This window comes from Gemmatimonas sp., assembly GCF_031426495.1.
GTDB lineage: Bacteria > Gemmatimonadota > Gemmatimonadetes > Gemmatimonadales > Gemmatimonadaceae > Gemmatimonas.
In genome coordinates this window covers 1-13226 of sequence record NZ_JANPLK010000014.1, presented here as the reverse complement: position 1 = coordinate 13226, position 13226 = coordinate 1, and the positions used below count along the sequence as shown (strand labels likewise).

9 protein-coding genes, 2 tRNA genes and 1 pseudogene are annotated in these 13226 nt (G+C 64.4%); 9 read left to right on the top strand and 3 right to left on the bottom strand.

Annotation, left to right across the window (positions count from 1 at the left end):
• Nucleotides 1-18 precede the first annotated feature (18 nt).
• From RMP10_RS04220 to RMP10_RS04185, 8 genes are all read left to right on the top strand, one after another.
• A complete protein-coding gene (locus tag RMP10_RS04220) occupies nucleotides 19-1158 on the top strand; it encodes a hypothetical protein (RefSeq protein WP_310569175.1) in 1140 nt (379 codons plus the stop codon).
• A 60-nt stretch (nucleotides 1159-1218) separates the two neighbouring features.
• Entirely contained in the window at nucleotides 1219-1968 is a 750-nt protein-coding gene (recO, locus tag RMP10_RS04215; RefSeq protein ID WP_309671223.1) for a DNA repair protein RecO, read from the top strand.
• A gap of 142 nt (nucleotides 1969-2110) precedes the next feature.
• Nucleotides 2111-2557 carry a hypothetical protein gene (locus tag RMP10_RS04210; RefSeq protein ID WP_310569174.1) on the top strand — a complete coding sequence of 149 codons (447 nt, stop codon included), beginning with the start codon at nucleotides 2111-2113 and terminating at the stop codon, nucleotides 2555-2557.
• A 196-nt stretch (nucleotides 2558-2753) separates the two neighbouring features.
• Nucleotides 2754-5417: an ATP-dependent chaperone ClpB gene (gene clpB / locus RMP10_RS04205; RefSeq protein ID WP_310569173.1), complete on the top strand. Its 2664-nt coding sequence runs from the start codon at nucleotides 2754-2756 to the stop codon at nucleotides 5415-5417.
• Nucleotides 5414-5905, top strand: coding sequence for a nucleoside deaminase (locus RMP10_RS04200; RefSeq protein WP_310569172.1), 492 nt, complete (start codon nucleotides 5414-5416; stop codon nucleotides 5903-5905). Before clpB ends, RMP10_RS04200 begins: the two co-directional genes overlap by 4 nt.
• A gap of 29 nt (nucleotides 5906-5934) precedes the next feature.
• Complete coding sequence (locus RMP10_RS04195; protein ID WP_310569171.1) at nucleotides 5935-6945, top strand: hypothetical protein; 1011 nt, start codon at nucleotides 5935-5937, stop codon at nucleotides 6943-6945.
• Between the two features lie 116 nt (nucleotides 6946-7061).
• Nucleotides 7062-7148: transfer RNA gene (locus tag RMP10_RS04190), tRNA-Ser, on the top strand.
• Between the two features lie 119 nt (nucleotides 7149-7267).
• Nucleotides 7268-7354 (top strand) — tRNA-Ala (locus tag RMP10_RS04185).
• A 78-nt stretch (nucleotides 7355-7432) separates the two neighbouring features.
• On the opposite strand, the gene RMP10_RS04180 is transcribed toward RMP10_RS04185, so the two are convergent.
• From RMP10_RS04180 to RMP10_RS04170, 3 genes are all read right to left on the bottom strand, one after another.
• The gene (locus RMP10_RS04180) at nucleotides 7433-8917 is read right to left on the bottom strand and encodes a hypothetical protein (RefSeq protein WP_310569170.1); all 1485 of its coding nucleotides are present in this window, start codon (nucleotides 8915-8917) and stop codon (nucleotides 7433-7435) included.
• A gap of 87 nt (nucleotides 8918-9004) precedes the next feature.
• Nucleotides 9005-9835 (bottom strand): Rad52/Rad22 family DNA repair protein, encoded by an 831-nt coding sequence (locus RMP10_RS04175; protein ID WP_310569169.1) that lies wholly within the window; start codon nucleotides 9833-9835, stop codon nucleotides 9005-9007.
• A 1601-nt stretch (nucleotides 9836-11436) separates the two neighbouring features.
• The gene (locus tag RMP10_RS04170; protein ID WP_310569168.1) at nucleotides 11437-11661 is read right to left on the bottom strand and encodes a hypothetical protein; all 225 of its coding nucleotides are present in this window, start codon (nucleotides 11659-11661) and stop codon (nucleotides 11437-11439) included.
• A gap of 1269 nt (nucleotides 11662-12930) precedes the next feature.
• On the opposite strand from RMP10_RS04170, the pseudogene RMP10_RS04165 reads away from it, so the two are divergent.
• Nucleotides 12931-13226, top strand: a pseudogene (locus tag RMP10_RS04165) (hypothetical protein); the annotation flags it as partial.

Sequence of the window (13226 nt, the reverse complement as noted above, 5' to 3'; positions counted from 1 at the left end):
GTCCGTTCTCGCTCGTCCATGCGCCGCCGCCTTTCCGCGGTCACGTCCGCCGTGCTGCTCACCGCGCTCACCGCGCTCACCGCCTGCGGTGATGATGGCGTGAGTAACAGCACGCCGCAGCCACCGCGCGGCATTCTCGTGCTCGATGGCTTCATCCAGCCCGGTCTCACCTTCCTCGGTGACACCGGCAGCGCCAGTACCAAACTCACCCTCGGACCGACGACGGAGTTCGATGCCGGAGGCTTCACGCTGCTCCGCGACACCGTGCTCGCCGTGTCCAGTCGTGGCGCGGGTGACTTGCTCTATATCGCGGACGTTCGTACGTCGTCGACGCGTCGCATTCAGCTCCCCGCGCGCAGTAATCCCTCGCGCGCCCGGCTGCTCAATGGTTCGGGCGGACAGACGCTCATCGGCGCAGCGCTGCGCGACTCCTCGAGCATCGCGCTCGTGTCCTTCGCCGGAGCCGGCGCTGTCGCCAGCACCCGCATTGCCAACGCGGGCACATGCCCGACCGATCTGTTTCAATTCGACAACGCCACCTGGATCGTCGATGCCAACGCGAACTGCAGAGTGAACTACGCCGTGCAGGGCGACGTTCGCCTCATTCGTGTGCCGAACACCGGCACCGTTCGCGACACCATCCTGTTGCCCGGCCTTCGTGGATCGGGCGCGTCGGCACTCGTCGACGGCGACGTGGCCTACATCAGCGCCGGTGGTGATGCGAGCTTCGCGTCATTTCCTTACACGCTGATCTCTACTGGCGGCATCACCAAGGTCGACCTGCGCGGCAAGCGCGTGCTCTCCAGCAAGCGGATGCCGGCCAACACCTACGGTGCCGGCGTTAAGCTCGGCCTCGATGGTTTCCTGTATGTCTCGCTGTATCAGGATCTCGCCTCGTTCACCAATCGCATCATCAAGGTGCGCCCGGCCGATCTGAGCTTTGTCACATCGGCGTCGGCCGACTGGTTGGTGCTTACCGGAGCCACCGGAACCGCCGTCACCTGCGGCAGTGGACAGGCCGATGCCCTCGGCCGGCTGCACTGCATCCAGAACGGCACGGGCTCCGTGACCTCACTGCTGGTGTTCAGCCCGGCCGGCACCGAAGTCCGTCGCGTGGCCGCGAATCAAGGCGGCGTGGACATGGCCATCCGTCCGTAAGGGCGGCACGTACCGGACGTCCCGGAAGCGGGTCGCCTCCGTACTCGCTAAGCTCCACCCATGTCCCTGATCACGACCGACGCGATCGTGCTGCACGCCGTGCCATATCTCGAGTCGTCGCGCATCCTGCGTCTGGCGACTCGTGAGGCCGGCGTGCTGTCGGTGGTCGCCCGCGGCGCCCGCTCATCGAAGAAACGGTTCGGCAGCGGCGTCGATCTGTTCGCCGAAGGGCAGGCGCAGATTCAGGTGAAGCCGGGCCGCGACCTGCACGCGTTGAACGCCTTCGATGTCACCCGCTCACGAGCGGGCTTGGCCACGGATCTGGGCCGGTTCACCGCCGCCAGCGCCCTCGTGGAGTGCGTTCTGCGGGTGGTCCACGATGAGGCGGCACCGCGTGTCTATCACGGGGTCGCCGCGGGGCTGGATGCCATCGCGGAGGCCTCGGAGACCGATACCGTGGCACTCACCCTCGGGATCTTCTGGCGCCTCGTCAGTGAGGTCGGCTTCATGCCGAGCATCGACCGGTGCGCCGAATGTCACGCCGAGATCCCACCCGAGGCGGATGCCCGGTTCAGTCACGCCGCCGGAGGCGTCCTGTGTCCGCTCTGTGCCAAAATGGCGCCATCCGGTCGCCGGCTGCCGGCCTCCGCTCGCGAGGTCATTTCCGCCTGGATTCGGGGAGACCAGCCCTCGGTCGAGCCAGCCGACTGCCGAGCCCATCAGCGGCTCCTCAGGGAGTTCGTCACCCAGCACCTCCCGGACAGTCGGGAGCTGCGCGCCTTCGGGGTCTGGGAGCAGGGACGGTGGTAATCTGTCCGACTGCCGGGGAATGTTGCTTGACGGCCCCGTCTACGCGTCCTAGCTTCAAGAAGACCTGATACTCAGGTCCGACTTCCACCTTTCACTTGGAGACTTCGACTCACAACCCTGATTCGTCAGTCGGAGAAGCAACATGAAACGTGTGTGGGGAGCACTGGGTCTGGTGCTCGCTCTCAGCGTGATCATGCCACGAGTCGCGGCCGCGCAGGATAGCAAGCAACGCCGCAATGGAGCGACGCTCGGACAGAACTATCCGAATCCGTTCAATCCTGAAACTCGCATCCCGTTCAGTGTGGGTGATGCACCCAACTGTACCGAGCCTGGTCGGCAGTACCGCGTCAGTTTGAAGGTCTACAACATGATCATGCAGGTTGTAGCGACGCCGGTGTTGCAGGGCGGAGCCGGAGGGGTGGCCGGAGGTCAACCGCTAGAAAAAGTGTCTGTCCAGTGCGGCGACTACGTCGCGTACTGGGATGGCAAGGTCCAAGCAACCGGGCGGGAGGCCGCTTCGGGCGTTTATCTGTACCGCCTCGAAGTGGATGGCGTGCCGCTGGTGAAAAAGATGATCGTGGTGAAGTAAGCTGGGAGTAGACGAGCACCACGAGACCCAAACGAAAACTCACGATGGCGCGCCGGGTGGACGGACCCGGCGCGCCGTCTTGTATTCACGACCCTCGATGCTCGCGAATGTAGGAGCTTCCCTCTCGAAACTCGCGGTCGTCGTCTGCAGTATTGGCAGCAGAAGCGCGGCACTGTGATTGCCTCTACACAACACCATGATCAATCCTGACCGTCTGACCGTGAAGAGCGCTGAGGCGCTCAACGAAGCCGTCGCGCTCGCGCGCAAGGCCGGCAATCCGCTCGTCTATGATCTGCACCTCCTGCTGGCGCTGCTGGCCCAGGACGAGGGCATCGTAGTCCCGGTGCTGCAGCGCGTCGGAGCAAACGTCGCCAGCGTCCGCGCCGCTGCCGAACAGGAAGCCGCCCGGTATGCCAAGCAAAGCGACGCGCAGCCCACCTTCAGTCGCGAGCTCACGCAGGTCGTCGACGCCGCCGAGAAAGAAGCCAAAGCCCTCGGTGACGAATACGTCTCCACCGAACATCTGCTGCTCGCGCTCTCCGATGCCAAGGGCACCGACAGTACGCGCGTGCTGACCACCGTCGGCGCACACCGCAAGGCGCTGCTCGACGCGCTCAAGCTCGTGCGCGGCTCGCACAAGGTCACCGACCAATCGCCCGAAGGACAGTATCAGGCGATCGAGAAGTTCACCCGCGATCTCACCGAAGCCGCGCGCAAGGGTAAGCTCGATCCCGTCATCGGGCGCGACGAAGAAATCCGTCGCGTCATTCAGGTGCTCTCGCGCCGCACGAAGAACAATCCCGTGCTCATCGGCGAGCCCGGCGTCGGCAAGACGGCCATCGCCGAAGGACTCGCCCAGCGCATCATCAGCGGTGACGTGCCCGAGGGCCTCCGAAACAAGAAACTGGTGTCGCTCGACCTCGGCGCGCTCATCGCCGGTGCCAAGTTCCGCGGCGAATTCGAGGAGCGCCTCAAGGCCGTGATGAAGGAGATCACGGCCGCCGAAGGATTGTACGTCGTGTTCATCGACGAGCTGCACACGCTCGTTGGCGCCGGCAAGGCGGAAGGCAGCATGGACGCCGGCAACATGCTCAAGCCCATGCTGGCCCGCGGTGAACTGCGTGTGGTCGGTGCGACCACGCTCGATGAGTATCGCTTGCACGTCGAGAAGGACGCCGCTCTCGAGCGTCGCTTTCAGCCGGTGTTCGTCGGCGAGCCCAGTGTCGAGAGTACGATCGCCATTCTGCGCGGACTCAAAGAGCGCTACGAAGCGCATCACGGCGTGCGCATCACCGACGGCGCGGTCGTAGCCGCGGCGACGCTGTCCAACCGCTACATCGGCGATCGGTTCTTGCCCGACAAGGCGATCGATCTGATCGACGAAGCCGCCTCTCGGCTGCGCATCGAAATCGATTCGGTGCCGCAAGAGATCGACGAAGTCGACCGCCGCATCGTGCAGCTGGAGATCGAGCGGCAGGCCTTGCGCAAGGAAACCGACCCCGCCTCGGTCGAGCGTCGCGGGAACCTCGAAGGCGAACTCGCCGATCTGAAAGAAAAGACCACCGGCATGCGCGCGCAGTGGCAACAGGAGAAGGAAACGCTCGGCGCCGTTGGTCGCATCAAGCAGGAAATCGAAACCGCGAAGTTCGAAGCGGAGCAGGCCACGCGCCTCGGTGATCTCAACAAGGCCGCCGAGATCACGTACGGCAAAATTCCGCAGCTCGAGCGGGACATGAAAGTCGCCGAAGGAAAACTCGGCAGTCACGACGGCCGTCCGCAGTTCCTCAAGGAGGAAGTCGGCGCGGACGACGTGGCCGATGTCGTAGCGCGTTGGACAGGCATTCCCGTCACGCGCATGCTGGAGAGCGAACGTGAACGCCTCACGAAGCTCGAAGACGTGCTCGCCACGCGTGTGGTGGGTCAGCGCGAAGCGGTGAAGGCCGTGTCGAACGCCGTGCGCCGGTCGCGCGCAGGACTGCAGGATCCCAATCGGCCGATCGGCTCGTTCATCTTCCTCGGGCCCACGGGCGTGGGTAAGACGGAGACCGCCAAGGCGCTGGCCGAGTTCCTGTTCGACGACGAACACGCGATGGTGCGCATCGACATGTCGGAGTACATGGAGAAGCACGCCGTGGCGCGGCTCATCGGCGCGCCGCCGGGCTATGTGGGCTACGAAGAAGGGGGCCAGCTCACCGAGGCCGTCCGCCGTCGGCCGTACTCGGTGATTCTATTCGACGAAATCGAGAAGGCACATCCGGATGTGTTCAACATTCTGCTGCAACTGCTCGACGACGGCCGCCTCACCGATTCGCAGGGACGCACCGTCGACTTCCGCAACGCCGTCATCATCATGACGTCGAACGTCGGCAGTCAGATGATTCTCGAACGTGGGCAAGCGGGCGACACGGCGTGGGCCAACGTGGAGCAGGATGTCCTGATGGCGCTGCGTGGTGTGTTCAAGCCCGAGTTCCTCAATCGTATCGACGACATCGTGGTGTTCCATCCGCTCGGTCGCGGCGAGATCGATCACATCGTCGACCTGCAGCTCGCGCATCTGCGCAAGCTGCTGGCCGACCGCAAGCTCACCATTCGTCTCACCGATGCCGCGCGCACGTTGCTCGCCGACGAGGGATACGATCCCGTGTTCGGCGCGCGGCCGCTCAAGCGTGCCGTGCAGCGCATGCTGCAAAATCCGCTGGCGCTCGCCGTACTCGATGGCACATTCAAAGACGGTGACGTGATCGTGGCCGATGTGCAAACGGGCACCGACTCACTGTCGTTCAGGCACGGAGACGCCACCGATGCCGCCGCACAGGCCGCGTTCTCAGGCGTCACGCCAATGGCGGAGATGCTGGGTTGAGTCACGACGTCGGCGCCACCTCCGGTCCGCCGTTGGCGCCGGAGGTGGAGGTCGCGATGACCCTCGCGCTAGGCCAAGCGCGAGCGGCCGCGCTGGCCGGGGAAGTCCCGGTCGGCGCGGTCGTGTTGTGTGGTGCCGACATCGTGGCGCGCGCGCAGAACCGGATGATGCGCGACGGTGATGCCACGTCGCATGCGGAGCTGCTCGCATTGCGTGCGGCCGCGCACACGCTCGGCGCCGCTCGACTCACCGAATGCACCTTGGTGGTCACGCTCGAGCCCTGTGCCATGTGCGCGGGAGCGATCGTGCTGTCGCGCGTGGGCGCGTTGGTGTTCGGCGCCTGGGACGACAAGGCCGGCATGTGCGGCTCGGTGGGGGATGTCGTACGGCATCCCAGGCTCAACCATCGTCCGCAGGTACGCGGCGGCGTGCAGGAGGCGGAATCGAGCGCGATATTGAAAGCATTCTTCGCCGCCCGCCGCGGGTAGTCGCCGCGCTCCCCTCACTCCCCCACATCATGTCAGCGCTTCGTATCGCGACTCGGCGCACCCCGCACGCGGTCACGTTGGTCGTGGCCGGTGTCTGCGCCGTGACACTCGCCTGCGCCTCACCCGCCGACACACCGTCGGCATCAGTGGCAACAGCGGCGCCTGAGGCGCCCGCGTTTCAAGCCGTCTCGCTGCTTGGTGACACGCTACGCGCGTTCCCACTCGCCGCCGATGTACGCGAGAAGTACGCGACGCAGCTCGCCGACGCGCAACGCGCGTACGAGCACACGCCCACCAACGTTGACTCGATCATCTGGTACGCGCGTCGCTTGGGGTATCTCGGCCAGCTGCGCGAATCCATCGAGATCTATACGCGGGGCATCGCGCTGTATCCCGACAACCCATGGTTGTATCGGCACCGCGGACACCGCTACATCTCGGTGCGCGACTTCCCGGCGGCGGTGAAAGATCTCGAGCGCGCCACCGAGCTGGTGAAGGGCAAGCCCGATGAAGTCGAGCCCGACGGACAGCCCAATGCGCAGAACTCGCCCATCGGGACGTTGCATTCGAACATCGGCTATCATCTCGCGCTCGCGCATTATCTCATTGGCGACTTCGCGGCCGCCGCGCGCGTGGCGCAGCTCGAAGTAGATTCGGCCAGCAACGACGACCGTCGCGTGTCGATGGCGCACTGGCTGTACATGTCACTTCGCCGGTCCGGTCGGGACGCCGAGGCGGCGCAGGTGCTGGTGCCTGTCACTCGCGATATGAAGATCATCGAGAATCAGGCCTATCATCGCCTGCTGATGCTGTACAAGGGTGAGTTGCCGGCCGATTCCGTCCTCACCGCCGCGCCCACCGGCGAGCTGTCGGTGAAGGACGCCTCGGCGGCGTACGGCGTGGCCAACTGGCACTGGTACAACCGCCGGAAGGCCGAGGGCGAGGCCCTGTGGCGTCGCATCGTGGACGGCGGCCAGTGGGGTGCGTTCGGTACGGTGGCGGCGGAAGCGGAGCTGGCTCGCGTGGCCGCGAACCCTTGAATCGGGTCGCCTCGCCGATTACTTATCCAGACTCTGCGGGATCCGGTTGGCGCTGGTCGGGCCAGCCGGACTGAAGGGCACAAAACTGGCAACAGATTTGTGACATTCTTCCCGTTGGACAGGTGGCTGAGTGGTTGAAGGCACCGGTCTCGAAAACCGGCGTACCGGCAACGGTATCGTGAGTTCGAATCTCACCCTGTCCGCTGCAGCAGGTGCTGCGGGCGTGACAAGTCAGCTAGCAGGATCAGGGCAAGGACGCGCCGTCGTGGAACCCCGCGCCGGCGCGTTCGTCTATCAGGAAGCAGGGGCAGGTGCAGTCCCAGGATGGATGGCCGAGTGGTTTAAGGCGCACGCCTGGCAAGCGTGTGTGCGTGAAAGCGTACCGTGAGTTCGAATCTCACTCCATCCGTAGAAGTTTGAGAGGGAAAGTAGAGAAAACGCCCCCCGCTGGCAACCATCGCAGCGGGGGGCGTGCTGTTTCCTGGGGTCAGGTTGGGGTCAGTTCGCGCGATTCATCTGGGAAATCCTCCGTCCGCATCCTGCCGGTGCGCATGATCCCGACCGGCGGCTCGCCGTAGCCCGCCTTCATCAGGCACACCCGCCGCGCGTGGTCGCGCACCCGGGCCGCCGCGGTCAGCAGGGCGAGCATCGGGCTATCCGGCTCCAGGACGAACTCCTGGCCCACCGGGGTATCCCGGTACACCCCGTCCTTCACGGTGTCGGTCCGATGGTGCGAGATGATATGCAGGACCACGGGATCGCTCACCTCGAGCGGATCGTCGCCCGCTTGGAGCAGCTCGGCCATCGCGAACGGGGCCACGTCAATCATGGCGTGGCGCAGCCCGTACGGCGCGCGGTGCGGGACCCCTGCGATCTGCTCGAGTCGCCGGAATTCGTCGCCCGCTGGGTGTCGTGACTGCGGAAACAGTCGAGGGTCACCGGTCCGCTGCTGCGCCGCATGCAGGGCCGCTTCGAACTCCTCATGCGCGGCGATAGGCACCTGCGTCAGGCAGGTCAGCTTGTTCCCAGACCCCGGCGGCTGCACATAGTACATCCCGTTCACCTCTTGCACGTGGTGCACGGTCGACCGCACCATCTGTCCAAGCCGCACCTCCCCGCCGATCATCAGCGCAAGTCGGAGGGAGGGGTGCAGGTCATTGGCGCGATCATAGATGCACCGCCACAGGTGGCCGGCCTCCCTCCACGTGAAGCGCTTGGCTTTCGCAACACCCTTGAGCGCCGCCGGCTTCGTCGCGACGGCGACGCCGCCCTTCCATTTCTTCGGCATCTCGACCGCGCGGTATCCGCGCGCCGCGTACTTCGTCGCCGCCCACCCGCTCACTTGCAGTGCCACGTCGATTCTTTTCACAGCGTTGTCCGCTACCCCCGTCTTCCACAGCGCGCGGAAGTCGTTCGCCGTGAGCGCGAGGAAGTCCGTGTCGGGGCCCAGCATATCCTCGATCCGGTCAGCCTCGCGGCGGGCCTGGCGGGCCTGCTGGGTCCACGTGTCGAAGCGCCCCGTACGGGGGGGCGGGTTTTCTTTCCAGAACGCGGTGCGCGCCAACCAGGACCCCTCGCCCTTGGGCGCGATCCCGCGCGGAGACGGGCCGATGGCCGCCGCCATGATCTCCCGGATCGTGACGGTCGTCGTGGTCGACTGGGGCTTCACCTCTTCCCCGGGCAGCTCGCCCATGGCGAGGCGCTCGAGGACGCTGTCCGGCTGTCTCAGGCGCCTGGCGTCGGATAGTCGTTGGGCCCGGGTGTTCGCTTCCTCGGCGACGGACTGCTGCCGGCGCGGGCCCTCCGGCCAGTCGAGGTCGGAGGCGAGCTTCACCCAGCCACCGCTGGCACCCTTGCGCGGCCACTGAAAATACACGCGCCGCTTCCGGTCCTCGCGCACCACAGGGGTGACCGTGAAGCCGCGCGGGCCTTTGGTCTTCAGGAGATCTTCAGGTTCAGGCGTGTGGGGCATAGGAGGAAAGACTGACCCCGGCCGCGCGAGCACGCAACCGGGGTCGGGTCCTCCCGTGAGCGGGGTGCAGGGGCCAGGCCCCTGCGATCACGCGGCTAGGAGCGCATCCACCGCTGCCACGTAGTCGACGAACTTGTTGTTGGTCGCTGCCCAGTCGCGACCGCTCTTCACATCATCGCGCCGCGTGGCGATCACGTCGCCCAGGATCTCGCCCTTCATCTTCCCGAACGGCACCTTCATGGTCCGGGCTTTGTCGGCGGTCATGCCTTTGGCGGCCGCCGCGTTGTCGTATCCGGAGCGGGCCGACGCGACACCACGCGGGAGATCCGGGTCCGGCTGCGATGACCGCCGCGTCTCGGGTGCCGGCTCCTCATCGCGCACGATCTCCGGGCGGGACGGCGCCGCTTTAGGCGCGGGCCTGTTGCCGGCGGGGATGAATTGCGCGTTGAGCTGCGGCGGCGACCACTTATAGTACGTGCCCTCGATCTTAACGCTGTTCGCGCCGTTCGGCGTGAAGTCGGCCCAGCTATTGCCGACATCGTACAAGTACTCACCGATACCCCAGACGGCCGCCGCGCGCTTGAACGCGCCGGAGAGCCCGCCCTTCGTGGCCTCGATGTCGGTCGTGTCGGCCCCGTCCTCTTTGGCGATCCACTCATCGCCGACGCGGATCGAGAGCCGCGCGAGCACGCCGTTCCCGGGCCCCGAGTTGTACTCGATGCGCCAGTTCTGTTGCCCGAGCACATCGTTGAGGCGCTTCCGCGCCGCGCGGGCATCGATATAAACCAGGATCTGCGCCCACGGGTTGCCGTTCTTGATACCGGAGCGGCCAATGCGCCAGTCCAATTCGTCGGCCGCGAACGGGGCGGCGAGCTGCGCGAACAACGCGCGGGTGTCCTGCGGTGCAGAGTTGCTCATGATGGAGAAGGGAAGGGAGAGAAGTGTGACATCGCGAGGTTGAGACAGAGTCTGACCGCCCTCGAATAGGCATCGCAGGTACGTCGAGGTCACAGTAGCCGGCAACGAATCCACCACCCTCCAGGCAATCCAGCTGGTAGAGCAGCGCGTAGCCTCCGGCCGCGCCTCGCGCGCCATCCTCGCGAATAGCAGGGTCATAGCGCCAGGATACCGCCGCGGGTGGCCCGCTCCCCATTCTCCGTCCAGAGCTCGCGTCTGTACAACAAACAGGAAGACTTTTCTGGGAGAGCTGCGGTGGCGAAGTCGAAAGTGAAAAGGCGGTACGAAACGGACCGCGAACTTCGCAGAAGCCGGGACGCTGCAATGACCCTCGCCTTGTCCGGCAACACGTAAGATGATTTCGAGAAGGCGTCAGAGCGGCTCGGCTTTGAGGGTCACCGAGTGCACCTCGCCGCGGTACGCACCCGGCTCTATTGGGCCATGCTGTGGCACCAAGTAGGCGACGTCTATACGGTCCTCCACGGAATCGCCAGATCGCTGTGGGTTGTCGCGTTCATGATCGCGCCGCTGATACTGCCCGTTCTGTCCGAGCTGTAGTGGCGATTCACCCAGACAAGAACAGGAACGCCCATACCAGAAGCAGTACGAGAAAAACGTCATGAATAGCATCGCCTTGATTACGAACGTCACAGCAGCCCACAGCCATCTCAAAACCAAAGTCGCCTCCGTCTCGGGTGACAGAAGACGCTACGGGTGCGAAACGCCGCACCACAACGACCTTTTTTGAGGGCGCATTTGAATCACCGACACGGACAATCGTCGGGTAGAAGTGCTTCGGGGCGAATTCCTATCGCACGTGATCGACTCAACATCGGTCACTCTCGCTGGGTGCTCACCGTTATAGCTCCTGCGCGAGCGCCGATTCGACTGAGCACAAGTGGTGCCCGATATCTAGGAATTGCCCATGAAGCACGCGCAGTGCAAGTCGGACCAATCTTAGAAGTGGCATGCGCCGCCATCACTGCGCAGAAAGCGATGCCTGCGTCGTCGGAAGGGCTCATACCCAGAGTGTAGGCCTCATTGGCGTGACCCCACCGCCGACTCCACCTTGTTAGCTCCGATGGGCGAGAAGAAGTGGCCTCGCGAGGGTCAGCTACTACAGTTCCGCGACATCAGCGCGGACGCGCGCCACCCCGAGAGCATGCACGTGAAATTGGAAGCCCAGCGGGGTGTAAGCGACACTGAGCGCATCACTATACGCGGTCGCGCTGGATGCGGTCGGCGTGCCCGTGTTACCGGTCAACTGCAACAGAACAAGAGCGGCGTTAGCGCGACGCGCTCTTAAAACGTTCAGGTGTGCGAACCTGTTCGCGAATTGATAATAGCCCCGCCGCCAATCGGCATCTTCGCGAACACCAAGCGCAACTTTCGTCGCCACAAGCGACGCGATGCTCTTGTTGCGCGAAGCTTCGGCTGCCGCCGTTCAACTTGACGCGAGCTCGCCGATATGCGCCTTCGCTTCGACATGAATCAGACTATCGCCGGCGTTACCGAACTCGACAAAGATCAGGAACGAGAGAACCGTGTTTAGCAATACCTCTTTATTCCACTGGCAATTGGTAGCACCTCGTGAACTGCGGAAAGCGTCGTGCGAGTTCGTCGTACAGCGTACGCAGCTCCGGGAAATTCAGCGTGACCGTTCCCTCGTACACGTCAAGCGAGATGAGGTCGCGGATCATGGCCGCAAGAAGCAGATTGTCGAACGGGCCAAAGCGCAGTCGGGCACTGCCGCCAATCCGCACTTCGCACGCTGAGGAACTCGGCATATAGCGCGCACCGCGGAAAGGTTGGGCGCTCTGCCGGTGCCGACTATTTGCAGCGTTCTGCTCGCGTGTTACGTGGTGCAAGTTCTCGCGTTGGCAATCGAGCCCGTCACCATTCTTGTGGTCGATCACGCGCGCTTCGCACTTGCCCAAGAGCAGCACGTGGAGCTTCATCTTCCTGCCATTGACGCGTGCGCTTGCATATCGACCAGAGCGGTGCCACGAGTAGCGTGCGACCAGTGGGTAGTCGGCGTCGTCGACCAGTGCGTATTCAGTACCGCCTGCGAGTTGAATCCTCTGCATGAAGGGGAGGGAATGGGGGTTCTCTTCCCACCATTCTCGAAAGTATCAACGGGTTTCGGCAAGGCCCCGCTCGCGCGCTGGGCGGAACGGCAGCTGGGCCGCCGACGACGGGGGCGGCGAACCCTACTCGCAGTCCTCCTTTCGCATCCGCGGTTCAGCGGCGAGGTTCGCCTCCTGGCCGCCACGAACCGAAAGCGTAGTTCACCCAAATCGACAACGCGTCCCGGCGCAAACCGATCACTGGTTTCGATCCAAGGCGACGACGTTTTTCGGTTGAGGCCGATCACCGGGCCGAGCCTGCCGACAGGCGCATTCCGGCCGGCTGGGCGGGGGGGGCGGTCGGGGAGGTTCTGGCGCGAGCTGTACGATACCACCCTGGCCGGCCGCCGAAGGGTGGCTTCGCCCGTCATTCGCAGAACATCGCCAAGACGGCAATGATGACGGCGAAAGGGAGCCAGAACATGTACCAGACGGCCAACAAGAGATCCTTCACGATTCTCCACAGCCACTTGGGCAAAGACACGAAACCGCCTCCAGTCAGGGTGAACTGGAGGCGGTACGGGCGTGCGGCGGCGCACCACAACGGGTGTCAGAAGAGCTCACGCGCAGCGCCACCGCCCATGGCGTGACCCGGCCTACGGTAAACTACGCGGCTACAACGATTTAGCTCAGACGTGCAATCCCGTGTTGTCGGCAGATTTTCGACATAGATTGCTTGCTGTCACAAATCGACAGCGCAGCACGAGGAAATAGAAATACCCGTAAGCAAGCGGCCCCCCTGAGCGAATGATTGGCTCAGGGGGGCAGCAGGTCACCGATACGCCGTTGGCGCGGCGTGCCACCACCATGGAGGGAGTAGCGGCCTAAGGTTAGGTCGCCGAGTAGCGATTCGCTAGTCCGCGCATGCCTCCGAGCATGCGCGGTAGGACCGCCCCGGCACGGGCGTTCACTCGGTAATAGGTACACCGCATGACACATTTCCAGCTCAGCTACGATCTCTGCGGGGCAACCCGCCAGCACTACCGCCGTATCTCCAGCGCAATTCGTGGCATGGGCGATGTTGCCCGCGCTACACAGTCGGAGTGGCTGATCGCCACATCGATGTCGGAATCCGATGTGCGTCGCATGATCGTGATGCACGTCGGTCGCGGCAGCGGCCTCCTTACCGCGTTCAATGGCTGCGTTGTGCACCATGGTCTCAGCGTTGAGGCCATGCGGTGGCTCGAGCGCCACGGCTACCTGCCGGGATCGGATCTCGATCTCGC